Origin of the sequence: Janthinobacterium sp. 67, from assembly GCF_002797895.1 — a bacterium.
Classification (GTDB): Bacteria; Pseudomonadota; Gammaproteobacteria; order Burkholderiales; family Burkholderiaceae_D; genus Janthinobacterium.
In genome coordinates, this window is the sequence record NZ_PGES01000001.1 from 136,412 (window position 1) to 160,650 (window position 24,239).

Sequence of the window (24,239 nt, forward strand, 5' to 3'; positions counted from 1 at the left end):
AGATACCGAGCGAAGCGAACCCCTATGAATACGCAAATGAATCCAGCCCAAGACTTGGCACCAAAGAAAAAAACCATCGAGATTTCGGGCCTGAACTTTTTTTACGGCAAAACGCAAAGCTTGCATAACGTCAACCTCGACATCCACGAAAAGAAAGTCACGGCCTTCATCGGCCCGTCCGGTTGCGGCAAGTCGACCCTGCTGCGCACCCTGAACCGCATGTACGACCTGTACCCGGGCCAGCGCGCGGAAGGCTCGATCCTGTACCGCGGCCGCAACGTGCTCGATGCGGACCAGGACGTCAACATGCTGCGCGCCAAGGTCGGCATGGTGTTCCAGAAGCCGACACCGTTCCCCATGTCCGTCTACGACAACATCGCCTTCGGCGTGCGTCTGTATGAAGACCTGTCGAAGGGCGAAATGGACGAGCGCGTCGAGTGGGCCCTGAAAAAGGCCGCGCTGTGGGGTGAGGTCAAGGACAAGCTGAGCAAGAGCGGCCTGTCGCTGTCGGGCGGCCAGCAGCAGCGTTTGTGCATCGCGCGCGGCGTGGCCGTCAAGCCTGACGTCCTGCTGCTCGATGAGCCGACCTCGGCGCTGGACCCGATCTCCACGTCGAAAGTGGAAGAGCTGATCAGCGAACTGAAACAGGATTACACGATCGCCATCGTGACGCACAATATGCAGCAGGCGGCGCGCTGCTCCGACTACACGGCCTATATGTATTTGGGCGAGCTGGTGGAATTCGGCGAAACGGACCAGATCTTCATGAATCCGGCCCGCAAGGAAACGCAGGATTACATCACGGGCCGCTTCGGCTGATCCGTCCCGCATAGCTACTACAAGACAACTGAATACGGAGAGACAGCATGATAGGCGAACATTCATCCAAGCAATACGACAACGAACTCGAAGCGATCCGCTCGAAAGTGCTGCTCATGGGCGGCATCGTTGAAACCCAGTTCCTCGACGCGATGACCTGCTTCCGCATCGGCAATGCCGAGCGCGCGGACCGCGTGATGCGCGAAGACGACGTCGTCAACCAGCTCGAAGTGTCGCTCGACGACGCGTGCAGCCACCTGATCGTGCGCCGCCAGCCGGCCGCCAACGATCTGCGCACCATCATGGCCACCATCAAGGTGATTACCGACCTCGAGCGCGTCGGCGACGAGGCGACGAAAATCGCCCGCGTGGCAAAGAACCTGCACAAGCGTGGCAACGGCGTCGTCAACCATTACGAGATGGTGCGCGGCATCGCCAACACGGCCACCGACATGCTGCACGACGCCCTGGACGCGTTCGCGCGCAACGATGGCAAGCAAGCCTTACAATTAATTGCACAAGATGCCATCATCGACCACGAGTTTCGGTCTATCATGCGCAACCTGATTACCTTTATGATGGAAGACCCGCGCACGATTTCGGCGGCGCTCGACACCCTGTGGGTGGCCAAGGCCATCGAACGGATCGGCGACCATGCGAAAAACATCGCCGAATACGTGATTTACGTGGTTGAAGGCAAGGACATCCGCCACACCAAGGTGGCTGCTCCCGCCATTTCCGAGGAGCTCCCTGAGTAAGCTTTATGGCATCTGATAAAACCACGGTATTGATTGTTGAAGATGAGCCGGCCATCGTTGAACTGGTGACCTATTCGCTGCGCGAATCCGGCTGGAATTGCTGTTCCGTACAAAACGTTGCCGATGCCTGGGAATTCATCCAGCACCGCACGCCGCACCTGATCCTGCTGGACTGGATGTTGCCGGATCAAACAGGCTTGCGCCTGCTGTCGCGCATCCGCGCCGACCGCAATTTCGCCGCCATCCCCGTCATCATGCTCACCGCCAAGAGCATGGAAGAAGACAAGCTGGCCGGCTTGAACAGCGGGGCCGACGATTACGTCACCAAGCCGTTCTCGCCGCGCGAGCTGCTGGCCCGCGCCAAGGCTCTGCTGCGACGCAAGAGTCCGGAACACGCGCAGGCGCCCATGCGCGCCGGCAACGTGGCCCTGGACCCCGTCAGCTGCACCGTGATGATGGATGAACAGAAGATCGATATCGGCCACGCCGAATACAAGCTGCTGAAATTCCTGCTGGCCCATCCGGAACGCGTGTTTTCGCGCAGCCAGCTGCTCGACAAGGTGTGGGGCGACCATGTGGTGATCGAGGAGCGCACGGTCGATGTCCACGTATTGCGCTTGCGCAAAGCCTTGAAAGAGGCGGAAAGCCTGATCAAGACCGTGCGCAGCGTCGGCTACATGTTGTCTGAAAAGTAAAGTTTGACTCTATGAATCCGAAATTGCTGTTCTGGGTACCGGCCGCCCTGCGCATGGTGCTGGCGCTGCTGGGCGTGGCCGTCGTCTGGTATCTGTTTGGCGCCACGTATGCGCTGGGCATTGCCTTCGTGCTGATGGCCATGATGGTGTTCGTGCAGCTGTCGTATCTGTTCCAGCTGAGTAACTGGCTGGACAATCCGCAAAGCGCCAAGCTGCCCGATGGCTGGGGCGCCTGGACCAGCATTTTCGCGCGCCTGTACCGCATGCGCCGCGACGACGAAAAAAACCAGGCCGAGCTGACGGAATGGCTGGCGCGTTTCCGCCAGGCCATGCACCTGCTGCCCGACGGCGTCGTCATCATGGACGACGTGCTGTTCCTCGAATGGTGCAATCCCGCCGCCGAGAAACACCTGGGCCTCACGCACGAGCGCGACAAGGGCATGCGCGTGACGAACCTGATCCGCAGCCCCGAGTTCATGGATTACATCATCCTGGGCCGCTACGACCAGCCGCTGACGATCACCTTCCGCAACCGCAAGCTGATCGTGCAAATCATTCCATTCGAGAACCGCCGCCAGATCCTCGTCACGCATGACGTGACGGAAACGGAACGCATCGAAATGATGCGCCGCGACTTCATCGCCAATGCCTCGCACGAATTGCGCACGCCGCTCACCGTCATCGTTGGCTTCCTGGAAATCGCTTCCGCCGAGCTGGACCTGGACGCCACCACGCGCGCCGCCCACCTCAAGCTGATGACGGAGCAGGGCCACCGCATGCAGCATCTGATCGAGGACATGCTGACCCTGTCGCGCCTGGAATCGGTCGACTATCCGCTGCGCCCCGAGCCCGTGGATATCAAAAAGCTCATGCAGCAAGTCTTGCGCGACGCCAAGGGCTTGTCGGCCGGCAAGCATGAAGTGACGATGGAATGCAACGGCCCCGGCGTGCTGGGCAGCTACGACGAGCTGTACAGCGCATTCGGCAACCTGGCCTCGAACGCCGTGCGCTACACGCCGGCCGGCGGCACCATCACCCTGCGCTGGCAGGATGGCCCGGCCGGGCCGCAATTCATCGCGCAAGATACGGGCATCGGCATCAGCCAGGAACATATCTCGCGCCTGACGGAACGTTTCTACCGCGTCGACAAGAGCCGTTCGCGCGAAACCCAGGGCACGGGCCTGGGCCTAGCCATCGTCAAGCACGTGCTGCTGCGCCATGGCGGCACCCTGGCCATCCAGTCCGTGGCCGACAAGGGCAGCAGTTTCATCGTCAGCATGCCCAAGTCCGTCGTCACGCCGCTGCACGGCGAATTGCTGGTCAAGTAAGCGGAGGAAGGGGAGGACTTCTTCCCTGTTTCCTGCGCGACTAGTGCAAGCTTGGCATAAGTCGTTACAATCAGGCCATGACTTTAATCAACGCCTCTTTTCGCCATGCCGGCGCGCAGCAACTGGCCCAGTCGCTGCAGGCCGCGCGCCAGGATACTTTATCCCTGTTCGACTGTTACGTCAGTGCCGGCCTGGACGTGGTGGCTGGCCTGCCCCGTCATCCGCGCCTCAATCCGCCCTTGTGGCAACTCGCGCACATCGCCTGGTTTGCCGAATGGTTCATCCTGCGCGAAGCCGCTTCCAGCCATCCGGCCGACGCCATTTACAACTCCCTGCTGACGCGTGGCGACGACTTGTTCGATGCCAATATGGTGGCGCACCGCGCGCGCTGGAAGCTGGAATTGCCCAGTCCGGGCGCCGTCAAGACGTATTGCCGCGAAGTGCTCGACCGGGTGCTCGATAAACTGTCGCGCGAAGCCAATGTCGACAGCGCCCTGGCGCCGTACCGGCTGGCCTTGGCGCATGAAGACTTGTGTGGCGAGGAAATGCTGGCCGGCTTGCAATGGCTGGGCCTGGAAGCGCCGGAATCGCTGGCTGCCAGCCCGGCCTTGCCGCCGGGGGCCGGCGAGATCGCTTTTCCTGGCGGCACCATCGAACTGGGCTCGCCGCGCGGGGCCGGTTTTGCCTTCGACAACGAGTCGCCGCCCCATGCCAGCTACGTGCCGCCATTTTCCATCGATGCCTGTGCCGTATCGAACGCCCAGTTTGCCGATTTTGTCGCCGATGGCGGCTACCAGAACCGCCAGTTCTGGAGCGCGGCCGGCAGCGCCTGGCTGATGCAGCAGGAGCGCTCGTCGCCCCTGTACTGGCTGCGCGAAGCAACACAGTGGCGCGCCATGCGTTTCGGCCAGCGCACGACCTTGCCGCCGAACGAAGCCGTGCGCCACATCAACCTGTATGAAGCGCAGGCCTACTGCGCCTGGGCGGGGCGCCGCCTGGCGACCGAGGCGGAATGGGAGTATGCTGCGCTGTCCGGCCACCCGCGCTTTCACTGGGGCCAGGTGTGGGAGTGGACGGCGACGCCGTTCGAACCGTATGCGGGCTTTGCGGTCGATGCCTGGCGCGAATATTCGGCGCCGTATTTCATGCAGCACCAGGTGCTGCGCGGCGCCGCCTTCGCCACGCCGCCACGCCTGCATTCGCCCCGCATGCGCGCCTTCCACGCGCCCGAACGGGGCGACGTCTTTGCCGGCCTGCGCACTTGCGCCTGGTAACGGAGCAGGGAGCAGCAACCATTTCAGGAATTCTTTTGAGTACAGATAACGCCCCGCAGTTCATTCCCAAACGCATCACGCCCACGCCGGAACAGGTCGCCATCCAGACGGCGCAAAAGAAAGTGGTCTTGATCGACGCCAATGCCGGCGCGGCCAAGACGACGACCCTGGCCCTGCGCCTGGCCGAAGCGCTGCACCGGGGCCGCGCGCCCGAACGCATGCTGGCCCTCGTGTTCACGGAAGCGGCGCGCGTGGCCCTGCGCCAGCGCCTGCTGGAAGTGGGCGTGCCGCTCGGCGTCGTCAAGCGCCTGACCATCGACACCTTCGACGCCTTTGCCGCCAAGGTGCTGTTGCAACTGGAAAACATGCAGGTCGCTTCCATGCGCAGCGATGAAGAGCTGCGCCCGGTGGCCTGGGAAGCTTTGGCCGTCGTGTCGGAAAAGTATGCTCACCGTTACCCGCTGGAAATCAACACGACGAACGGGGCGATTGCCGAATTCTTGAAATTGCAGTTGCGCACCAAGGCGCGCCTCGATTTCCAGAATCCCGACTTCGACAGCAATTCCCTCGACGACAACCTGGAGCTGCTGGGCATGTCGCGCACGCATTATCTGTGGCTGCGCGAATACGAAGGCTTGCGCGGCGCCGACACGGGCGATATCCAGTTCCGCGCACCGTTCGATGCCACCTACGACCTCGTGCGCATGCTCGATGGCGACGAGCCGCTGCGCCAGCAATTGCCGGCCTTCCAGATCATCGTGGCCGATGAATTGCACGATTTGAATGAAGCGTCGTTCCGCCTGCTGACCATGCTGATACGCCGCGGCAACGCCTTTTTCTGCGGCGCCGGCGACAAGGATCAAGTCATCTACACGTGGTCGGGCGCCGACCACCGCTTCCTGCGCCAGCGCTTCGAGCAGGAATTCCCCACCTTGCAGCGCTTGCCGCTGACGGCGTCCTACCGCTACGGCCCGCAACTGGCGCAGGCCGTGGGCGTGCTGAAAAACAAGGCCAGCGTGTCGGCCCTGTCGCGCGCCACCCGCATCGAGCTGCTCGAGTATGACCATGCGCAGCCGCAGGCGTGCAGCGCCCAGCTGATCGCCGCGCTCGAACATGCGCATGCGGGCACGACGGCCATTTTGCTGCGCGACCGCGATCAGGCCATCCGCGTGGAAACGGCGCTGTTCCAGAGCGGCATCGCGTATGGGCTGGTGGACATGAACAGCTATCTGCTGAGCCTGGAAGTGCTGATGCTGCGCGGCATGGTCGCCATCGCCCGCAAGGACTTGCATGCGATCAAGAGCGGCCCGCGCCGAGGCGAGATCCTCGAAGCCCTGGTGGCCTTCGCGGAAATCCCGTTTACGCGCGCGGAATTGCAGCAAGCCAAGGCCGACGTGGCCAACTATCCCGACTTACTGGAAGGCTTCCTGACGAACCAGCTGGCCAAGTCGCAGAACCAGGACAAGGCGGCGCTGACCCTGGCCGCCGTCGATTATCTGCGCGCGCTGCCCCCCGACGCGCTGGCGGGCGAGGCGCTGCAGCACATCTTTGGCCTGATGCAGCTGGAACAGACGGCGCGCCGCATCTATGTCGACCCGGCCCAGGCGCGGGTCGTCGCCCGTTCCCTGCACGGCTTTATCGCCGTGTGCCGCGAAGCGGGCGTGGCGCTGGGCGGCTTTGCCGGCTGGCTGGGCGAGATGGAGGAGGCCGTGACGGTCTCGACCGGCAAGGCCAAACTGGTGATTGCCTGCATCGACCAGATCAAGGGTCTCGAATACAACCACGTGATCTTGCCTTACCTGGCCGTCGATGAATTCCCGCGCAGCAAGACCGATCCGCTGGAAGAGGAAAACCGTTTCTATGTGGCCGCCACCCGTGCGCGCGACAGGCTGACCTTGCTGACGCCGGAAGACCCCGCCTACCGGAGCCGCTACATCGCCGCCCTGCAGCTCAAGCAGAAGATTGTTGCGCTGAAGTCATAGATCCTTTGCTGTGCGGCTGCTTTTTGCGAAAGACGAAAGCGGGCATACTTTGTTGGTGTGATTGATTGCAATCTGAACCAGCAAAGGAGTAATGATGCGAGTATTTTTAACGGGCGCAGCGGGTTTCATCGGCAGTTCCCTCGCGGCAGGCCTCGTGCGCGCCGGCCATCAGGTGACGGGTCTTGTGCGCAAGCCGGAACAGGTGGCCGAGCTGGCCACTATCGGGGTACGCGGTATCATCGGCACCTTGAACGACCGCGAGCTCATCATCGAGCGGGCGAGGGCGGCGGACGCCGTCATCAATGCGGCCAGCAGCGACCACCGGGGCGCCGTCGAAGCCATCATCGAAGCGCTGGCCGGCAGCAACAAGCCTTTCCTCCATACCAGCGGCTCGTCCATCGTGGGCGACGCGTCGGGCGGCGAAGGCACGGAACAGGTTTATTTTGAAGACAAGCTGCCGGCGCCCACGGCCGACAAGGCGGCCCGGGTTGCCATCGATGACCTGGTACTGGCCAGCGCAGGCAAGGGCGTGCGCGCGAGCGTGCTGTGCAATACCCTGATCTACGGCCACGGCGCCTTGCCGCGCGACAGCGTGCAACTGCCCCGCTTATTGAAACAGGCGCGCAAGAGCGGCATCGTGCGCCACGTGGGGCCGGGCCGCAATATCTGGTCCAACGTGCATATCGGCGACGTCGTCAGCCTGTATTTGCTGGCGCTGGAAAAGTCGCCCGCCGGCACCTTTTACTTCGTCGAATCGGGCGAAGCGGCTTTCCGCGACATGACGGCCGCCATCGCCACGGCACTGGACCTGGGGCCCGCGCAGGACTGGCCGCTGCCGGAAGCCATTGCCGAATGGGGCTACGAGATGGCTTCCTACGGCCTCGGCTCCAACAGCCGCGTGCGCGGCGAGCGGGCGCGCAAGCTGCTGGGCTGGCAGCCGCAAGGACCGTCCGTGCTGGCATGGATCGAGAACGACATGCTCCATCCGCCGCACGCCATCACGAATTGATGCAGCTCAGCAAAACCGCAGCAGTGTGCGCTAGCGAACGGTGCTGTTTTGCGATCGGGAGTATGATGTCTTTGCTTGGTTGAGACGCACTGCCGTGAAGTTGGCGGCATGTTCGATCTTCCAGCAGGTCAGCCGGTCGCCTCGAGGATCGGCACCAGATTTTGGCCGCCGGCGCCCTTGCGCTCGCCGGCCGTGCACTGCCACTCCAGGTCGCGGTGTGTACTGCGAACCCCTTCAAGGCCGGCCTAGCCGGTCTTTTTTTTGCCGGTTATTTCTGTCCCCGCGCCATTCACCGCCACCTGTCCGCCATTCGCCGAAGCGGTGTTTTCGCGCGCCCAAAATCCGCGTATCTTTACGATGAACCAACTTCAAGGGGTGACCGTGAAACCTGAACCAGCGTATTACCGCCGTACCCAGCTGCTGTGGGGCGTGCTGCTGATCGCCGTCGGCGCCATCATCCTGCTGGACCGGCTCGATGTGATCTATCTCCATGATTACTATGCACTATGGCATTATTGGCCGGTAATACTGGCCGTCTTTGGCCTCAACAAGCTGCTCACGCCGATGTCCGCCAAGCAGGTACTGAGCGGCCTGTGGCTGATCTTCTTCGCCGCCTGGTGGTATGTGTCGTATGAAGAACTGTGGAACTTGAATTTCTACAATAGCTGGCCCGCCTTGCTGATCGCCTGGGGCGTGGGCCTTGTGCTCGAACCGCTGTTGAACAAACATTTTATTGCCTACCGGGAGTCCGAGCATGAAAAATAGACCGCCGCTGCACTCGCCATCGCAAATCGTGCTGGGCGTCATCGTCATCGGCCTGGGGCTGCTGTTCCTGCTCGATAACCTCGGTTTCATCAATGTGCGCTATACCTTCCGCTTCTGGCCCACCATCCTCATCATTTTCGGCTTGCTGAAAATATCGCAAAGCCATTCCCGCTCCGGCTACATCCTCGGCGGCGTGATGGTCTTGCTGGGCCTGAGCTGGACCTTGAAAGCCATGGGCTTGTTCTATATCAACTGGAGCATGCTGTGGCCGCTGCTCATCATTGCCGCCGGCGTGGCCGTCGTGTCGAAATCCCTGCCCGGCGGACAGCAGCGGCAGCGCCGCCGGCACTTTGCCGCGCCGCCCGATGGCAGTGCCGCGCCCGACGCATTCGGCCAGGCCAGGAATGGCGCCGTATCGCTCGACAAGGAAGCCGCCGGCGCCACTGCAGCGCCCGGCGCCAGCGGGCAGGCGGACGACGACAGCATCATCGAAGTGACGGCCATCCTCGGCGGCTATGTGCGGCGCGTATCGTCGCAGCGCTTCAGGGGCGGCGATATCAACGTCATCATGGCCGGCTGCGAAATCGACCTGCGCCAGGCATCGATCGAAGGCGAAGCCGTGCTCAACGTGTTCGCCCTGTGCGGCGGCGTCACCATCAAGATTCCGCCCGACTGGAGCGTCGTGCTGCAGGGCACGCCCATCCTTGGCGGCTTCGAAGAAAAGACCATCGTGCCGCCGAACCAGAACAAGCGTTTGTACGTGACGGGCTACGCCATCATGGGTGGCCTGGAAATCCGCAACTAGGCGCGCATGTCCGGACCCTTGTCGAAGCGGCGCGGCGCCGTCGTGGTGTTGCTGGTCTGCATCGCGCTGGGCCTGGCCCTGGCTTCCATCCTGGCCAGGGTGGCGCACGCGCCCTGGCTCAATGCCGTCCTGCTGGTGGCGCCCGCCACGCTCGTGTATGCGATCGGTTCGGGGTTTTCCGCGTTTTACCTGTGCCGCGCCTATCCCTTGCACGCCCGCCATCCGCTCGCCATCGCCGGCGTGATGGGCGTGGCGGCCCTGTTCGCGGGCTTGCTGTGGGCGACCCTGCTGCAATTTTTGAACAGCGTCAGCCTGTTGACGGAGCAGCACTGGCTGGGCGTGGACCTGACACCATCGCTGCTGGCCCTGTTCTTCGGCCTGGGCGCGCTGCTGTATTGCCTGGCCGCCGCCGTGCATTATCTGCTGCTCGAATTCGTGCGCGCCAGGATGGCCGAGCAGCGGGGCCTGGAAGCGCAGCTGATGGCGCAGGAAGCGCAGTTGCGCATGCTGCGCACGCAGATCGACCCCCATTTCCTGTTCAACAGCCTGAACTCCATCAGCGCCCTGACGTCTATCGATGCGGCGGGCGCGCGCCAGATGACGGTGCAGCTGGCCAGTTTCTTTCGCCAGAGCCTGAGCCTGGAAGCGCACAAGCACATCACCGTGCAAGAGGAACTGGTGCTGATCCGCCATTTCCTGGCCATCGAACAGGTGCGTTTCGGCGCACGCCTGCAAGTGGCGGAAAGCATCGACACTGCCGCGCTGGCGTGCCTGCTGCCGCCCATGCTGATACAGCCGCTGGTGGAAAATGCCGTCAAGCATGGTATCTGCGGCTTGACGGAGGGCGGCCGGATCGCCATCGAAGTGCGGCGCGCGGGCAGCCTGCTGCAGATCGCCGTGCGCAATCCCGTCGATGCGGATCAGGGCCCGGCGCGCGGCAATGGCGTGGGCCTGGAGAATGTGCGCCAGCGCCTGGCCGGCGCGTATGGCCACGAGGCCAGCGTGCACTGGACGCGGCGCGGGCCGACGTTTGAAGTAACGTTATCGATGCCGGCGCAGACCGGCGACACGGAGGAAGCATGATGCAGGCAAGAATGCGGGTGGCCATCGTCGACGATGAAGCGCTGGCGCGCGGCGTGCTGCGCGAATACCTGGCGCGCCATGGCGATATCGAGATCGTGGCCGAATGCGCCAACGGCTTCGAGGCCGTCAAGGCCATCGCGGAACTGGAACCGGAACTGGTGTTCCTCGACATCCAGATGCCGCGCCTGGACGGTTTTGAAGTGGCCGAGCTGATCGGCGCGAAGACGCGTTTGATCTTCGTCACGGCCTACGACCAGTACGCCTTGAAAGCGTTCGACTGTCACGCCCTCGACTATCTGCTCAAACCGTTCAGCGAACAGCGCTTCGACCAGGCGCTGGCCCATGCGTGCGCCCACCGCAGCATGCCCGAGACTGTACAAACGCTGGCGCGCGAGGCGGCCACGCGCGCCGCACCGTTGGACCGCGTGCTGATCCGCGACGGCGCGAAAGTCCACGTGATCGCCAGCGCGCGCATCGACTACATCGAGGCGCAGGACGATTACATCAGCATCCGCTCCGAAGGCAAGTCCTACCTGAAAAGCCAGCGACTGTCGGAACTGGAGACCCAGCTCGATCCCGCCAAGTTCCTGCGCGTGCACAGGTCGTATCTGCTCAATATCGACGGCATCCGCCGCATCGAGGCGGCCACCAAAGACAGCCACGTGGCCATCTTGCGCGACGATACGAGGATACCCGTGAGCAAGGCGGGCTACCAGAAGCTCAGATTATTGGTGGGCTAGCATTTTCGCTGGCGTAGATGCATAATCATCTGCACATGATATCATCCGGAGGTGATAGTGAATGCGCCGAGGATATGGCCGGTCACGTTTCACGATGACTTCGATGCGGAATTCGATGCTCTGCCGATAGATGTTCAGGATGAATTGCTGGCGAGTGCCGATGCGTTGTCGAAGCTGGGCCCGGCTGCCGGGCGTCCTCACGTGGGGACGTTGAAGAATCCTAAACACCCGAACATGAAAGAGCTGCGTTTCAAGGCCAATAACGGGGCACAGGTGTGGCGCGCGGTCTTTGCTTTTGATACGAGGCGTGAGGCGGTCATTCTGGTTGCAGCGGCCAAGCAAGGTGTCGATGAGGACAAGTTTTACCGGGATTTGTTATTCAAGGCAAATGCACGCTACGAGCAACACCTCAACAAGCTGGATGTGGCGAAAGCGAGGCAGGGCAAGGGCCGGAGATGATTTTAGGAACAGGAGTTTGCCATGGGAAGAAGTTTGAACGACGTCATCGACAGTTTGCCGGCTGAGCGGCAGGCAAAAATTGCCGCTCTGTCCCAGGAAAAAATGCAGGAAATGATAGCGCATGCCGCTACGCTGACGGATTTCCGCAAGGCAGTGGGCAAGACCCAGGCGGAGGTCGCCAGGGAACTTGGGATTCAACAGCATGCTGTTTCCCAACTGGAAAAGCGTACCGATACCTATGTCTCGACCTTGCGCCGTTTCCTGCAATCGCTGGGCATGACATTGGAGCTGTCGGTTGTTGCGCAAAACGGCGTGCGTATCGAACTGCAGAATTTTCTACGCAGCCAGGAAGTTGAAGCCGATGTCAATGTCAAGGCAGTGCCTGCGCATTCAGCCGCGCCTGTCACCAAACCAGCAAGGAGAAAAGCAGGCGTGCCGCGCAAGCAGGCTGGCAACGCCTGAAGCCGCTTTATCCAGCAGCCAGTTGCACATCCCACCACGTGGGGAGCAGCTGGCGGATTTCCGGGCGCGAAAAACGGTCGTCGATCAGGTAGACGACGCCCTTGTCCGACTGGGTGCGGATGACCCTGCCGGCCGCCTGCACCACCTTTTGCATGCCCGGATACAGATACGTGTAGTCGTAGCCGGCGCCGAAGATGTCGCCCATGCGCTGGCGGATTTGCTCGTTGACGGGATTGATGTGCGGCAAACCGAGGGTGGCGATGAAGGCGCCGATCAGGCGCGCGCCGGGCAAGTCGATGCCTTCGCCGAAGGCGCCGCCGAGCACGGCAAAGCCGATGCCGCGCGTGTCCAGGCCGAAACGTCCGAGGAATTGCGCGCGGGCAGTATCGTCCATGCGGCGCGGCTGCTGCCAGATGGGAACGTCGGGGTAGTGCTGGGCAAACAGGGTGGCCGTCTTTTCCATGTAATCGAAGCTGCTGAAGAAGGCCAGGTAGTTGCCCGGCGTTTCCGCGTATTGCTTCGCCATCAGCTGGGCGATGGGCAGCAAGGAGGCGGCGCGGTGCTGGTAGCGCGTGGAAATCGTGTCGGCCACGCGCACGGACAATTGTTCCGCCTGGAATGGCGACTCCACGTCGACCCAGGCCGTGTCGGCCGGCATGCCCAGGGTGTCGCTGTAGTAATTCCACGGACTCAGGGTGGCGGAAAACAGGGCCGTGCTGTGGCTGGCCGCGAAGCGTTCCTTGAGAAACGGTGCCGGGACGATGTTGCGGATGCAGATGGTGGAGCCAGTGTCGGTTTTGCTGACGTCGAATAGCGAATGTTCGCCGAAGCTTTCCGCCAGGCGGTTGATCAGCAGCACGTCGAAATAAAAGCGCTGCAAGTCTTCGTCCAGGGCCGTGGCATGTTCGGCCATGTAGTCGCCGATGGCCGTCGCCACGCCTTGCAGGGCGCCAAAGAATTTCTCGGGCAAGGCCGCATGCACGTGGTAATCGCCATCCTGCTCTTTCAACAAAGCCGTCCACTGGCGCGACAGGCGGTCGAGCGGCTTTTTCAAGGTGTCGGGCGCGAACTTGCGCAGCATCTTCAGGTCGATCTGCGCCAGTTCGGCGGTATACATGCTGCGCGCGCGCGACACCATATTGTGCGCCTCGTCGACCAGCACATTGACTTTCCAGTCGTGGGCCAGCGTCATGCCGTACAGCATGGCGCTGAGGTCGAAATAGTAATTGTAGTCGCCGATGACGACGTCACTCCAGCGCGCCAGCTCCATGCCCAGGTAATAGGGGCAAATACCTTGCTGCAAGGCGATGGCGCGCACGGCTTCCTTGTCGAGGATCAAACCGCTGGCCAGCGCCACCTCGCGCGCCAGTGGCAGGCGGTCGTAAAAACCCTTGGCCAGCGGACACGATTCGCCATGGCAGGCTTTGTCCCTATGTTCGCAGGCGCTGGTCTTGGCGCTCAATTCCAGCACGCGTAGCGGCAGCAGCGGCGCGCTGTCCTTGAGGATGGCGCAGGCGTCGAGCGCCATCTGGCGGCCGGGCACCTTGGCGGCCAGGAAAAACAGTTTATCGAGGCCATGTGCGGCCGTCGCTTTCAACATGGGGAACAGGCTGCCCACCGTCTTGCCGATGCCGGTCGGCGCCTGCGCCAGCAAGCCGCAGCCGCGGCTGCTGGCCTTGTACATGGCTTCGGCCAATTGCCGCTGGCCCGGGCGAAAGTCCGCATGGGGGAAGGCCATGCTGGTGAGCTGCGCGTCGCGGCTGGCGCGGTGCGTCATTTCCTGCTCGGCCCAGTCGAGAAACAGGGCGCAATGCTGTTCGAAGAACAGGCGCAGCGCCTCGGCCGTGCACTCTTCGTGCATGACGGTTTCCTTCTGGCTCACGATATCGAAATACACGAGCGCCACGCGCAGCATGGGCAAGTTCAGTTGCTGGCACAGCAAGTGGCCGTAGATGCGCGCCTGTGCCCAGTGCAACTGGCGGTGGTTGGCGGGCATCTTGTCGAGTTCGCCCCGGTAGGTCTTGATCTCTTCCAGCTGGCGCCGCGCCGGGTCATAGCCATCGGCGCGTCCCCGCACGTGCAGGGGGCCGAAGTCGCCGGAAAGACTAATTTCACGCTGGTAATCGTCGTCGCGCCGGCCCGTGACGGTGGCGTGGCCGGCCATGCCTTCCTGCGCCGTGGGCGAGGGCGTGAAACGCAAGTCCAGGTCGCCCACCTTGGCCGTGAATTCGCACAGGGCGCGCACGGCGATCGTGTACTTCATGCCGCTCATGTGGCCACCTGCCACTGCAGGTAGCACACGCTGACGGGCATGGCGTGCTCGGCGCAATACGCGATCCAGCGCAGCTGGTTGTCTTGCAGGCGGTCGCCCGGACCCTTGACTTCGATCATCCGGTAGCGCTGTTCGGCCGGCCAGAACTGGATCAGGTCGGGAAAGCCGCTGCGGTTGCTTTTGATGTCGAGCAAGATGCGCTCGAACGCCTTCTTCAGGTGGACTGCCGGGATGCAGGCCAGCGCCAGGCCCAGCAAGCCGTCGTCCAGCACGTCCCAGCTGACGAAGGGCGAGACGATGCCGTGCTTGGCGGCAAGCGTGGCGCGGATGGCGGCGTGGTAGCGGCCGTCGTCCAGCTGCGACAGGCAGGCGGCAAAGTCCGTGCTGCGGCGCTGGTAAAAATCGGCGCTGTGCAAGTCGGCCGGGCCACGGTGGAACGGGTGGAAGAAGGCCCCCGGCATGGCCTTGAAAATGGCGGGCCAGCACAGCAGGCCGAACAGCGAGTTGATCAGGGTGTTTTCCACGTAATACACGGGCGCGCCATCCTGCATCAAATACTGCTGCACCACGCCTTCCACGTAACACGCCTGTTCAGGATAGGGCAGCAGCAGGTCGATGCGTTCCACGGCGGCCGCCGCGCTGGCCGCCTGTTTGGCATGACCCAGCTTGCGCCGCAAACGGGGCGCCATGCGCAGCAGCAATTGCTGTTCCGCTTCGCTTTCCGGCGCGGCCAGGGCGATCGTCAGGCGTTCGTAGGCCGCTTGCGGCTGTTCATCTTTTTCCAGCACGCGGATGGCGCGGCCCCGCGCGCCCGGATAGCGGCAATCGGCGTAGGCGCGGTAGGCGGCCGGCCAGTCCTGGCATTTTTCCAGGTGCTGGGCGATCTGGAAGCGCAGCTTGTCGCGCCGGCTGGCCAGCCAGGTATTGTCCTCGGCCAATGGCAGCGCCGCCAGTTCCCGCAGCACCTCGTCGGCCGGTGCGCTGTCGTTGTAGCGTTCGCGGCACTGGTGCAGCACTTCGTAGTGTTCGATATCCTGGCGCGTGCGAAACCCGCGCGATTGCGGCGAGAATTCCACTTTTTCGTATTGATACACGCCCAGGTCGGACAGCACGAATTCCGACCAGTCCTGGTGATAGTTGCCAAAATAAATCAGGCGCAGGCGGTCGCACAGCGCTTGCAGGCCGATGCGGTACAGCACGTCGCCGGAGGTCGGATACCATGCGGAAAACGGTTTATTTTCCCCATGCTGCTCGCGCAAGGCGTCCAGTTGCTCGGCCTTGCGCGCCGCTCTCAAGGGCGCGGCGAGGTCGAAGGCCTGGGCGACTTCCGCCTTCAGCAGCAGGTCGAACAGTTCTTCGAGCGAGATGACGGGATCGGCCACCACCCAGCCCGTCGCCAGCAGGGCCAGGGCCGCCGCGCGCGTGTCGCCGATTTCCGGGTAACTGAGTTTGCTGGCACGAAACAGGCAGCCCTTGCGCATGACGAGGCGCACGAACAGGGCGCGCGACGGCTGCGGCAGCGCGCCGAAGGCGGCGATGAACTGTGTTTCTTCCAGACTCAGCAGATCGGCGTAGCGCGCGCTGATCCAGCTCAGCACATCCTGGAAATTATCCAGATAGTACAGGGGATTTTCCAGGACTCTCAACATGGGGATGGCAATAGGGCAAGATGCAAGGTGATCGGTTTTACTGTGTTTATATACAGTTTAAACCTTCCGTCGCCGCTTGCCCAGCGATTTCATGTTCAGCCAGCCGTGCTGTAGGCAAAACCGCTGTCGAACTTTTCGTAGGGAATCAGTTCCGCGCGCAGGCTGGCCAGTTCCATATCGGTCAGCAAGCCCCGGTGCGCTTCCTTGCGTCCCTTCGGCAGCAGTACGTCGTAATCGACGATGTCCCTGGCCAGCAAGGCCTGCAGCACGTCGGCTTGCCGCGCCGTCAGGTAGCGTGCATGCGTGCCCAGGGTTTTCGTCAGTTGCTCCTTGAATGCCTCGTCGCTGACGCCGTTGTATGTATCCTGGTCCGCTATGCTGTTCAACAACATGTGAAGCAGGAAGTCTTGCAGGTTTTTCGCCAGGTAGCGGGCTTCATTCTCGTCGTGCCACAGCAGCACGATGGGCATCTCGCCGTCTTGCTCGCTTGACGCGAAAAAGCAGTAGTGGTCGCCCGCGCCCGTTTGCGCGAACGGGATGAACTGGAAGGCGGGATCGATCTGCCGGTAATCGTCCGTATCCAGCAAGGTTTCCGCTTCTGCGGCGACGGCCTCGATGTTGAGCAGTTCGAAATCGTCGGCATGCAGCAGCAGGGTGGGCCGCTCCGTCAAGGTGGGATAGACCAGCTTGTACCAGTCGGGCCCGTATTCGCCCACGGCCAGCATGCCGTCGCGCTCCAGTTGCCGATACAATGCGGGATAGGTGAAGCCGTGCTGCTGTTCAATTTCCGACAGTGTCATGTTTGTCCCGTTCAACGTGATTCGTGTGGGCATGATAGCCGAGGCCGTACTTGGCACGCTTCACGGCAGCAACGATGTGCATCATTGCAAACATTTAAGTTTGCTTGTGTGGCATGGTCACGTATGCTTGCCAGACCAACATTCGCCGAAGCCGCATGAAAAACATCATCCTGATTTCCGCCGCCTGCCTGCTGGCGCTGCTGTCGACCATAGGCGCTTCGCTGCCATACCCGATTTTGCCGCCGCTGTTCGCGGCCGAGGCGCCGAATGCCTTCAACAACTTCCTGGGCTTGCCGTCCAAATTGCTGTTCGGCCTGGCGCTGACCATCAACCCGCTGGGCTTGCTGATCGGCTCCGCCTTGCTGGGCCCCTTGTCCGACCGCTATGGCCGCCGTCCCTTGCTGATGCGCACGGCCGTGGGCGCCGCCATCGGCCACGCCATTACGGCCTGGGCGCTGGTGATCCAGTCCTACCCGCTGTTCATCGTCGCCCGTTTCATCACGGGTTTGCTGGAAGGGAACGGCGCCGTGGCGCGCGCCATGCTGGCCGACCAGTTGACGGGAGCGCTGCGCCTGCGCGCCATGTCGTGGCTGAACGGCGCGTTTTACCTGGGCTGGCTGGTGGGGCCGATCCTGGCGGGCGCGACTCTGCATTGGGGCGTGACGGTGCCATTCTGGATCGCCGCCGCCGCCCTGATGCTCGTCGCCGTGCTGGTGGCCGTGGGCTTGCCGCGCGAAACGCCCTCGCTCTTGACGACGTCGTGGTGGCAAGTGGCGCGCGACCGCCATTCGCTCAATTTGCTGCGCCATGAGGAGCTGCGCACCCTGTTCATCGTGCAACTGGCGCTCACCTGCGGAGTGGCCAGTTTTTACGAGTTCTATCCGCTGTGGCTGGTCGAGACGGCCAATTACCATGCGCAGGAGATTGCCTGGGTGAATGTGGGCCTGTGCGGCACGATGACCATCACGTCCCTGCTGGCGGGCGGTCCCAGCCGCCATGCGCCCTTGCTGCGTGCCAGCTGGTATGCGTGCGGCGTGGCGCTGGCCGTGGGGATTCTGGCGCTGGGCAATATCTGGGTGGGCATTGCCGCCATCGTGCTGTTCGGCATTCCAAACGCGTTGTACAACACGGTGATACAGGGCTGGTGCGCCGAGCGCTTCAGCGCGCACGGTCAGGGCGCCGTGATGGGTTTGCTGGCAACGACGTTTTGCATCGCCAACATCGTCGTCGCCCTCAGCGGCTCCGTGCTGACCCTGATCGATACGCGGCTGATCCTCGTCGCGGGCGCCTTGTCCGCCGCCTGGGCCGCATGGCGCATGGTGGCCTGGCGCCGCCAGCTGGACGGCGCCGTCGAGGCGAAGGCATGCGAGGATTTCTGCAGCTAGGCTCAGGCTATTTCGGGGGTATGGGAGGAGGGCGAATACCGGACCCTGCCGGTGGATTCTTGTAGGTCGGTAGGTCGGATTAGCGCGCAAGCGCGTAATCCGACATCACCATTAACGCCAACAATGCGTCGGATTACTTTTTGGTAGCTTTCGGCTTGGCCGCCGGCGCCGCTTTGTCAGCCGCGGCGGTGGCGCCGTTTGTCGCTTTTTCCGTTGCCTGCGCCACTTGCGCGCTGGCCTTGGCGATCTGCTCTTCCACCGTTTTCACGGCCTGCTTCGTGGCCTTGGTCACTTGCTCGTAGCCGAGGAAGGCGTTGTCGATGGCGGCCTTGACGATGGCGACGGCGTTTTCCGAGCCGGGCGGCACGTTCTTCGTGACGTCGTAGATCAGGGCGCTCAAGTTGCTTTTCGCTTCGGCCACGTGGGCTTCGGCGGCCGTCGTGAATTCCGTGTGGATTTCCTTGATGATGTCGTCGAGTTGCTGTTTATACGCTTTGGCTCCGGCCACGCCCGGTTGCAGCTGGGCAGCGGCGGCGGCCATGGCGGCCTTCGGATCCTTGGCCTGGCTGATTTCCTTGCCGGCGGCAAGGCCATCTTCGATGCCGGACTTGGCGGTGGCCATGTTCAGCGCCAGCACCTGTTCCACGCCTTGCACGGCCTTCGAGGTGAGGGTGTTGAAGGTCATCAGCTGGAATTCAAACAGGGCCTTGGTGGCCGTTGCGAATTGTTCGGGATTCGTAAACATGTGGTCTCCTCGGTTTGAATAGATACGTTCTTATCGTTCCATACTCTTTCGACGCCGCAATGCCATCGCTTGCAATCAAGCCGGTGCCCCCGTGTGGTCATGGCCCCATTATTTAGCAAGCGCCGGTTTTTCGCAACGGCTATCTTTGTACGGTCCCGAAGCCAGTTCCCAGCCAAATCCCAGGGTGGACTGGGCGCACGACAGGGTGCCGTCGATCTTGCTGCGCCATTGGTACCAGGGTGCAGGTCCGGCCGAGGCGCAGGCGCAGGCGGCCAGCAGGGCCGTGGCGATCAGGTATTTCATGGTTGCTCCGAAAGAAATGCTTGCGAGCATTGTAGCGCGCTTGCCGTTCAGGGCGCGGGCGATTGCGGCGCCACGGCCGGCAGCTGCAGGGTGAAGGTGGTGCCGCTGGCGTCGCCCGTGTTGCTGGTGGCGTCGATATGCCCGCCCAGCACGCCCGTGACGATGTTGTGCGCCACATGCAGCCCCAGGCCCGAGCCGCCGGAACCGAGCTTGGTCGTGAAGAAAGGGTCATAGACGTGCACGAGGTCGTCGGCCGCGATGCCCACGCCCGTGTCGGCGATCGACATGGTGATCGTTTTCCCATCGTCGCTGCCACGCGCCCTGACGGCGATATTGCCGCCGCTGCGGCCTTCGAAGGCGTGGCGCAGGCAGTTTTCCAGCAGGTTGCTCAGCACCTGGCCCAGCGGACCCGGATAGCTGTCCATGGCCAGGTCCTCGGGCACGTCCTGCGTCAGCGTCAAGCCGGCCGCCTTGAGCGGCGTGGACAGGGGCAGCATCAGCTCGGCCACGAACTGGCGCAGCAGGAAGTGGCGGCGCTGCGAACTGGCGCGGTCGACGGCGATCTGCTTGAAGCTCGAGACGAGGTCGGCCGCGCGCTGCAGGTTGCGCAGCATGATGGCGTCGGCCTCGCTGGCCTGGGTCAGGTAGGCGCCCAGTTCGGAACGGCGCAAGCCGTCCTGGAAGCTGGCCTGGAGTTCGCGCGTGCGTTCGGCCATCGTGGTGGCCACCACTAGGCCGTTGCCGATCGGCGTATTGAGTTCATGCGCGATGCCGGCCACGAGCGCGCCCAGCGCGGCCAGCTTGTCGCGGCGCACCAGTTCCTCCTGCGTGATGGACAGGTTTTCCAGCGCGGCGGCCAATTCGCGGTTTGCCTGTTCCGACTGTTCCTTGGCCTGGGTCAGGGCCGCCGTGCGTTCGGCCACCAGCTCTTCCAGGTGGGCGCGGTGGCGCTGCAATTCGCGTTCGTGGCGCATGCGGCCAATCGCGATGCCGGCCAGGTCGGTTGCCGTGTCGATCAGCTCCAGGTCGCGCGCATCGGGCGTGCGCACTTCGCGGTAGTACATGGCGAAGGAGCCGAGCACGGCGCCATCCTGCCCGAAGATGGGGCGCGACCAGCAGGCGCGCAAGCCGAACGGCGCGGCCAGCTCGCGGTAGGGCGCCCACAGCGGATCGCACATGATGTCGCTGACCACCACCGGTTCGCGCAGGAACATGGCCGTGCCGCAAGAGCCCACGCCGGGGCCGATGGCCACGCCTTCGAGCAGGGCCATGTATTCGGGCGGCAGGCTGGGGCCGGCCGCGCTGTGCATGTGGACGCCGTCATCGTCGAGCAGCATGATGGAGCAGTACACGCCGCGCGACTGGCCTTCGATCAGGAGTAGCAGCTGGTTCAGGGTGGGAATCAGGGGGGCGCCCTTGGCGACCATTTCCAGCAGGGCGCTCTGGCCCGAGCGCATCGCTTCGGCGAGGTTGCGCTCCGTCAAGTCGATGATGCGCGCATGCACGAGCTGGCGGCCCGGCACGGACAGGCGCATCAGCCGGATTTCGCAGGCGATGGGGCGGCTGTCGCGGTGGCAGCAGCTGGCGCGGAAGACGACGATCTTGCCTTGCAAGGTATCGCGGATCTTTTCTTCCAGCAGTTGCGGCGAGGCGCGGCCATCGCTCTGATGGGTGGGGAACAGCGGTTCCATGCCGCCTTGCAGCAGCTCGGCCAGCGGCATGCCGAACAATTCCTCGGCCAGGTGGTTGGCGTCGATCAGCAGGCCGTTGTCGATATCGAACAGCAGCACGGCATCGGGCGAGCCGGCCAGTATCGAGTGGTAATTGACTTCCAGCGTTTGCGGATGCAGGGGGCGCGGCGGCGTGGCGGCATGCGGCGCCGGTGCTTCGGCCTTGTGCAGCGCCAGTTCCATGAGGATTTTTTCCGCCACGTCGCGCGCATTGAAGGGCATCTTGATGTAGTCGGAGGCGCCGGCGCCCACGCTGCGGCCTTGCTCCTCGGCACTGGGGGTGGCCGACATCAGCAGCAGGGGGACGCTGTGGCGACCGCCCGCATTGCGCAAGCGCATGCAGGTGGCGCCGATATTCGTGCCCGCCAGGGCCGCGTCGAGCAGGATCAGGTCCGTTCCGCCGGCCGCCAGTTCCACGCCTTCGTCGATATCGCCCGCCAGCCCCGTGCCCAGGTTATGCCGGTCCAGCACATACAGCAGTTCGCGCACATCGTTTGACGAATTGCTGACCAGCAGCACATTGGCCCGGTCGGTGATGGAAGAAATCAACTGGTTCATGGTGTCGCGCCCTTACGCGTTTCATGGGCCTAGTATTACATCAAGGCAAGTAGGAGTAAACGATAATTCTTGATGACCAAAAGCAAGGGTCATAGTAGCCGTTCAGGCGGCGTTTTGCACTGCGGGCGCCGCGGCCAGGTCGGCGCGCGCCTGTTCGATGCGCGGATAATTATCCTCGATCCAGTCGACCAGCACGGCCAGGCGTTCGGCCGCCTCGCGTCCCAGCGGCGTGAGGCTGTATTCCACCTTGGGCGGGATCACCAGATACGCCTGGCGCAGCACGAAACCGTCGCCAGCCAGCGCTTCCAGGGTTTGCGCCAGCATTTTTTCGCTGACGCCGCCCACTTCACGGCGCAGTTCGCTGAAGCGCCGCGTGCCGCTCAGCAGCAGTACCAGCACCAGCACGGCCCAGCGGCTGGTCAGGTGGCTGAGCACGGCGCGCGACGGGCAGGCGGCGGCCATCAGGTGCGCGCCCTGGGTTTGGCGGGCGAGGGCGGCGCGCAGGCTGGCACCGGGAGTGTCTGTGGACATGATAGTTGGCCTTGATAATTTAAAATTTACGCATACTTACCAAAAGGTACGTACTTACAATAAGTAAGTAATAGTCCTATTATAGGGTTTTACCACTCACGTACCAAGGAGAAATCATGATCGTCATCACCGGTGCCACAGGCAATCTGGGGCAGCACGTCATCGCCAGCCTGCTCAAATCCGTACCCGCAGCCAATATCATCGCCGCCGTGCGCAATCCGGCCAAGGCCGCCAATCTGGCCGCCCAGGGCGTGCAAGTGCGCCAGGCCGATTACAACGACGGTGCCAGCCTTGATGCGGCGTTCAAGGGCGCAACGAAGATCCTGCTGATTTCGTCGAGCGAAGTGGGCCAGCGCATCCAGCAGCACCAGAACGTCATCGATGCGGCCAAGCGCGCCGGCGTGGCCCTGCTGGCCTACACGAGCGTCTTGCGCGCCGACACGTCGCCGCTGGGCCTGGCCGCCGAGCACGTGGTCACGGAAGCGGCCATCCGCGCGTCCAATGTGCCGTACGCTTTCCTGCGCAACGGCTGGTACCTGGAAAACCACACGGAACACCTGGCGCCCGTGCTCGAGCATGGCGTCGTGCTGGGCGCGGCGCAAAACGGCCGTTTCTCGTCGGCCGCGCGTCTGGACTATGCCGCCGCCGCCGCTGCCGTGCTGGTCGCTGACAAGCCGCAAGCCATCTATGAACTGGCCGGCGACCAGGGCTTTACCCTGGCCGAGTACGCGGCCGAAGTGGCGCGCCAGTCGGGCAAGGCGATCGTGTACAAGGATTTGCCGCAGGCGGACTTCAAGGCGGCGCTGGTGGGCGTGGGCGTGCCGGAAGGCTTTGCCGATCTGCTGGCCGATTCCGATGCGGGCGCGGCCAAGGGCGGCCTGGAAGACCATGGCAAGCAATTGAGCGCGCTGATCGGCCGTCCGACGACAAGCCTGCTCGACGCCGTCAAGGCCGCGCTGGCCAAATAAGAAGAGGGTGCCGCAGGGATGCGGCATTCTGGAATGAAAAAAGCCGCAAACTCGTGAAAGTTTGCGGCTTTTTTGCGAATTAGGTAATGGTGCCCACGAAGGGACTCGAACCCCTACACCCGAAGGCACATGGACCTGAACCATGCGCGTCTACCAATTCCGCCACGTGGGCACTGATGCTGCTAGTTACTGCTGATGTCTCACTATGGTACTGCTTTACTGCGGACTACAACGAAAACAACTCGTTGCTGGTGGTGCCCACGAAGGGACTCGAACCCCTACACCCGAAGGCACATGGACCTGAACCATGCGCGTCTACCAATTCCGCCACGTGGGCATTGTGCTGCTTGTTGCTGCTATCTTGCTACTGTACTGCGGATCACAACGATGAGCAACTCGTTGCTGGTGGTGCCCACGAAGGGACTCGAACCCCTACACCCGAAGGCACATGGACCTGAACCATGCGCGTCTACCAATTCCGCCACGTGGGCATTGTTACTGCTTGCTGCTTGTCGCTGCGTGTTCTGCAGCGAGGACAAAATCATAAGGGCTGGCGCGCATTCGGTCAATCAACATTTTGCACTTTTCTTCAAGAAACATGTTTTTTCGCCTGAAAAGGGCTGTTCCCTATGAAAAAAGGGGAAATCTGCCTCTTTTTTCAGCGATTTTCCGCAGACTTCTATCCGCAGGCATGCCGCGTGACCAGTCTGGCGCGAGAGGGAAGGGCTTTTCGCTGCGGAAATGAAAAAAGCCGCAAACTCGTGAAAGTTTGCGGCTTTTTGCGAATTAGGTAATGGTGCCCACGAAGGGACTCGAACCCCTACACCCGAAGGCACATGGACCTGAACCATGCGCGTCTACCAATTCCGCCACGTGGGCACTGATGCTGCTATTGCTTACTACTTTGCTGCTCGAGTATTCGTTGCCAAATAACTTGGCAACAATTCTGCTATTATAGCGGCTTGAAGAGTTTTGCGCCAGATGAGCTTTCGCTCCATACTGCACATCAACCCTGTACCGCTTTCCTGCAACCGCATTCCCGTGAAGGTTTGTCGCTGCAAGAGACCGAGATTATAGAGCAATATTTGCCGAAGTCAAATGCATTGCGCAGCTTTTCTT

Annotated in this window: 22 protein-coding genes and 4 tRNA genes; 15 read left to right on the forward strand and 11 right to left on the reverse strand. The window is 62.5% G+C overall.

What is annotated here, in order from left to right; all coding sequences use genetic code 11:
* Positions 1 to 36 precede the first annotated feature (36 nt).
* The 13 genes from pstB to CLU90_RS00680 all read left to right on the forward strand — a co-directional run bounded on the left by pstB (position 37) and on the right by CLU90_RS00680 (position 12,179).
* Positions 37 to 819 carry a phosphate ABC transporter ATP-binding protein PstB gene (pstB, locus tag CLU90_RS00620; protein ID WP_010396817.1) on the forward strand — a complete coding sequence of 261 codons (783 nt, stop codon included), beginning with the start codon at positions 37 to 39 and terminating at the stop codon, positions 817 to 819.
* 47 nt (positions 820 to 866) lie between these two features.
* Positions 867 to 1,577, forward strand: a complete 711-nt coding sequence (gene phoU, locus CLU90_RS00625; RefSeq protein ID WP_034755071.1) for a phosphate signaling complex protein PhoU — start codon at positions 867 to 869, stop codon at positions 1,575 to 1,577.
* A 5-nt stretch (positions 1,578 to 1,582) separates the two neighbouring features.
* Positions 1,583 to 2,272: a response regulator gene (locus CLU90_RS00630; RefSeq protein ID WP_034755074.1), complete on the forward strand. Its 690-nt coding sequence runs from the start codon at positions 1,583 to 1,585 to the stop codon at positions 2,270 to 2,272.
* A gap of 11 nt (positions 2,273 to 2,283) precedes the next feature.
* Positions 2,284 to 3,600 carry a phosphate regulon sensor histidine kinase PhoR gene (gene phoR, locus CLU90_RS00635; RefSeq protein ID WP_092712464.1) on the forward strand — a complete coding sequence of 439 codons (1,317 nt, stop codon included), beginning with the start codon at positions 2,284 to 2,286 and terminating at the stop codon, positions 3,598 to 3,600.
* 77 nt (positions 3,601 to 3,677) lie between these two features.
* Entirely contained in the window at positions 3,678 to 4,874 is a 1,197-nt protein-coding gene (gene senA / locus CLU90_RS00640; protein WP_232731034.1) for a selenoneine synthase SenA, read from the forward strand.
* 35 nt (positions 4,875 to 4,909) lie between these two features.
* On the forward strand, positions 4,910 to 6,856 hold the full coding sequence (locus CLU90_RS00645; RefSeq protein WP_100426927.1) for a UvrD-helicase domain-containing protein: 1,947 nt from the start codon (positions 4,910 to 4,912) through the stop codon (positions 6,854 to 6,856).
* Between the two features lie 94 nt (positions 6,857 to 6,950).
* Positions 6,951 to 7,865, forward strand: coding sequence for an NAD-dependent epimerase/dehydratase family protein (locus CLU90_RS00650; protein ID WP_100429340.1), 915 nt, complete (start codon positions 6,951 to 6,953; stop codon positions 7,863 to 7,865).
* A 381-nt stretch (positions 7,866 to 8,246) separates the two neighbouring features.
* The gene (locus CLU90_RS00655; RefSeq protein WP_232731035.1) at positions 8,247 to 8,630 is read left to right on the forward strand and encodes a LiaF transmembrane domain-containing protein; all 384 of its coding nucleotides are present in this window, start codon (positions 8,247 to 8,249) and stop codon (positions 8,628 to 8,630) included.
* Positions 8,620 to 9,435, forward strand: coding sequence for a LiaI-LiaF-like domain-containing protein (locus CLU90_RS00660; RefSeq protein ID WP_100426928.1), 816 nt, complete (start codon positions 8,620 to 8,622; stop codon positions 9,433 to 9,435). Before CLU90_RS00655 ends, CLU90_RS00660 begins: the two co-directional genes overlap by 11 nt.
* A 6-nt stretch (positions 9,436 to 9,441) precedes the next feature.
* Positions 9,442 to 10,518: a sensor histidine kinase gene (locus CLU90_RS00665; protein WP_100426929.1), complete on the forward strand. Its 1,077-nt coding sequence runs from the start codon at positions 9,442 to 9,444 to the stop codon at positions 10,516 to 10,518.
* Positions 10,519 to 10,529: 11 nt separating this feature from the next.
* Positions 10,530 to 11,258: a LytR/AlgR family response regulator transcription factor gene (locus CLU90_RS00670; RefSeq protein ID WP_100426930.1), complete on the forward strand. Its 729-nt coding sequence runs from the start codon at positions 10,530 to 10,532 to the stop codon at positions 11,256 to 11,258.
* Between the two features lie 57 nt (positions 11,259 to 11,315).
* Positions 11,316 to 11,717, forward strand: a complete 402-nt coding sequence (locus CLU90_RS00675) for a type II toxin-antitoxin system RelE/ParE family toxin (RefSeq protein WP_232731036.1) — start codon at positions 11,316 to 11,318, stop codon at positions 11,715 to 11,717.
* 33 nt (positions 11,718 to 11,750) lie between these two features.
* Positions 11,751 to 12,179: an XRE family transcriptional regulator gene (locus tag CLU90_RS00680; RefSeq protein ID WP_157808697.1), complete on the forward strand. Its 429-nt coding sequence runs from the start codon at positions 11,751 to 11,753 to the stop codon at positions 12,177 to 12,179.
* 7 nt (positions 12,180 to 12,186) lie between these two features.
* Here the strand turns inward: CLU90_RS00680 and CLU90_RS00685 are convergent, their stop codons facing one another.
* From CLU90_RS00685 to CLU90_RS00695, 3 genes are all read right to left on the reverse strand, one after another.
* Positions 12,187 to 14,442 carry an ATP-dependent DNA helicase gene (locus CLU90_RS00685; protein ID WP_100429343.1) on the reverse strand — a complete coding sequence of 752 codons (2,256 nt, stop codon included), beginning with the start codon at positions 14,440 to 14,442 and terminating at the stop codon, positions 12,187 to 12,189.
* A gap of 5 nt (positions 14,443 to 14,447) precedes the next feature.
* On the reverse strand, positions 14,448 to 16,100 hold the full coding sequence (locus tag CLU90_RS00690; RefSeq protein ID WP_100426932.1) for a VRR-NUC domain-containing protein: 1,653 nt from the start codon (positions 16,098 to 16,100) through the stop codon (positions 14,448 to 14,450).
* Between the two features lie 95 nt (positions 16,101 to 16,195).
* Positions 16,196 to 16,900, reverse strand: coding sequence for an SMI1/KNR4 family protein (locus tag CLU90_RS00695; protein WP_100426933.1), 705 nt, complete (start codon positions 16,898 to 16,900; stop codon positions 16,196 to 16,198).
* A gap of 155 nt (positions 16,901 to 17,055) precedes the next feature.
* Here CLU90_RS00695 and CLU90_RS00700 point away from each other — a divergent pair, with 155 nt between their 5' ends.
* The gene (locus CLU90_RS00700) at positions 17,056 to 18,285 is read left to right on the forward strand and encodes an MFS transporter (RefSeq protein WP_100426934.1); all 1,230 of its coding nucleotides are present in this window, start codon (positions 17,056 to 17,058) and stop codon (positions 18,283 to 18,285) included.
* A 133-nt stretch (positions 18,286 to 18,418) separates the two neighbouring features.
* On the opposite strand, the gene phaP is transcribed toward CLU90_RS00700, so the two are convergent.
* From phaP to CLU90_RS00720, 4 genes are all read right to left on the reverse strand, one after another.
* Positions 18,419 to 19,030 (reverse strand): TIGR01841 family phasin, encoded by a 612-nt coding sequence (gene phaP, locus CLU90_RS00705; protein WP_100426935.1) that lies wholly within the window; start codon positions 19,028 to 19,030, stop codon positions 18,419 to 18,421.
* A 108-nt stretch (positions 19,031 to 19,138) separates the two neighbouring features.
* Entirely contained in the window at positions 19,139 to 19,333 is a 195-nt protein-coding gene (locus CLU90_RS00710; protein ID WP_092712487.1) for a hypothetical protein, read from the reverse strand.
* A gap of 47 nt (positions 19,334 to 19,380) precedes the next feature.
* A complete protein-coding gene (locus CLU90_RS00715) occupies positions 19,381 to 21,621 on the reverse strand; it encodes an ATP-binding protein (RefSeq protein ID WP_100426936.1) in 2,241 nt (746 codons plus the stop codon).
* A 102-nt stretch (positions 21,622 to 21,723) separates the two neighbouring features.
* Positions 21,724 to 22,152: a winged helix-turn-helix transcriptional regulator gene (locus CLU90_RS00720; protein ID WP_092712492.1), complete on the reverse strand. Its 429-nt coding sequence runs from the start codon at positions 22,150 to 22,152 to the stop codon at positions 21,724 to 21,726.
* A gap of 116 nt (positions 22,153 to 22,268) precedes the next feature.
* Here CLU90_RS00720 and CLU90_RS00725 point away from each other — a divergent pair, with 116 nt between their 5' ends.
* A complete protein-coding gene (locus tag CLU90_RS00725; RefSeq protein WP_092712494.1) occupies positions 22,269 to 23,120 on the forward strand; it encodes an SDR family oxidoreductase in 852 nt (283 codons plus the stop codon).
* An 87-nt stretch (positions 23,121 to 23,207) separates the two neighbouring features.
* On the opposite strand, the gene CLU90_RS00730 is transcribed toward CLU90_RS00725, so the two are convergent.
* The 4 genes from CLU90_RS00730 to CLU90_RS00745 form a co-directional block, all read right to left on the reverse strand.
* Positions 23,208 to 23,292: transfer RNA gene (locus CLU90_RS00730), tRNA-Leu, on the reverse strand.
* 80 nt (positions 23,293 to 23,372) lie between these two features.
* Positions 23,373 to 23,457: transfer RNA gene (locus CLU90_RS00735), tRNA-Leu, on the reverse strand.
* A 69-nt stretch (positions 23,458 to 23,526) separates the two neighbouring features.
* Positions 23,527 to 23,611, reverse strand: a tRNA-Leu gene (locus CLU90_RS00740).
* 303 nt (positions 23,612 to 23,914) lie between these two features.
* A tRNA-Leu gene (locus CLU90_RS00745) sits at positions 23,915 to 23,999 on the reverse strand.
* Positions 24,000 to 24,239: the final 240 nt, after the last annotated feature.

Bases quoted from the DNA above. Each gene is read 5' to 3' on its own strand.
- pstB (WP_010396817.1), top strand. From the start codon at position 37: ATGAATCCAGCCCAAGACTTGGCACCAAAGAAAAAAACCATCGAGATT.
- phoU (WP_034755071.1), top strand. From the start codon at position 867: ATGATAGGCGAACATTCATCCAAGCAATACGACAACGAACTCGAAGCG.
- CLU90_RS00630 (WP_034755074.1), top strand. From the start codon at position 1,583: ATGGCATCTGATAAAACCACGGTATTGATTGTTGAAGATGAGCCGGCC.
- phoR (WP_092712464.1), top strand. From the start codon at position 2,284: ATGAATCCGAAATTGCTGTTCTGGGTACCGGCCGCCCTGCGCATGGTG.
- senA (WP_232731034.1), top strand. From the start codon at position 3,678: ATGACTTTAATCAACGCCTCTTTTCGCCATGCCGGCGCGCAGCAACTG.
- CLU90_RS00650 (WP_100429340.1), top strand. From the start codon at position 6,951: ATGCGAGTATTTTTAACGGGCGCAGCGGGTTTCATCGGCAGTTCCCTC.
- CLU90_RS00660 (WP_100426928.1), top strand. From the start codon at position 8,620: ATGAAAAATAGACCGCCGCTGCACTCGCCATCGCAAATCGTGCTGGGC.
- CLU90_RS00665 (WP_100426929.1), top strand. From the start codon at position 9,442: ATGTCCGGACCCTTGTCGAAGCGGCGCGGCGCCGTCGTGGTGTTGCTG.
- CLU90_RS00670 (WP_100426930.1), top strand. From the start codon at position 10,530: ATGCGGGTGGCCATCGTCGACGATGAAGCGCTGGCGCGCGGCGTGCTG.
- CLU90_RS00685 (WP_100429343.1), bottom strand. From the start codon at position 14,442: ATGAAGTACACGATCGCCGTGCGCGCCCTGTGCGAATTCACGGCCAAG.
- CLU90_RS00690 (WP_100426932.1), bottom strand. From the start codon at position 16,100: ATGTTGAGAGTCCTGGAAAATCCCCTGTACTATCTGGATAATTTCCAG.
- CLU90_RS00695 (WP_100426933.1), bottom strand. From the start codon at position 16,900: ATGACACTGTCGGAAATTGAACAGCAGCACGGCTTCACCTATCCCGCA.
- CLU90_RS00700 (WP_100426934.1), top strand. From the start codon at position 17,056: ATGAAAAACATCATCCTGATTTCCGCCGCCTGCCTGCTGGCGCTGCTG.
- phaP (WP_100426935.1), bottom strand. From the start codon at position 19,030: ATGTTTACGAATCCCGAACAATTCGCAACGGCCACCAAGGCCCTGTTT.
- CLU90_RS00710 (WP_092712487.1), bottom strand. From the start codon at position 19,333: ATGAAATACCTGATCGCCACGGCCCTGCTGGCCGCCTGCGCCTGCGCC.
- CLU90_RS00715 (WP_100426936.1), bottom strand. From the start codon at position 21,621: ATGAACCAGTTGATTTCTTCCATCACCGACCGGGCCAATGTGCTGCTG.
- CLU90_RS00720 (WP_092712492.1), bottom strand. From the start codon at position 22,152: ATGTCCACAGACACTCCCGGTGCCAGCCTGCGCGCCGCCCTCGCCCGC.
- CLU90_RS00725 (WP_092712494.1), top strand. From the start codon at position 22,269: ATGATCGTCATCACCGGTGCCACAGGCAATCTGGGGCAGCACGTCATC.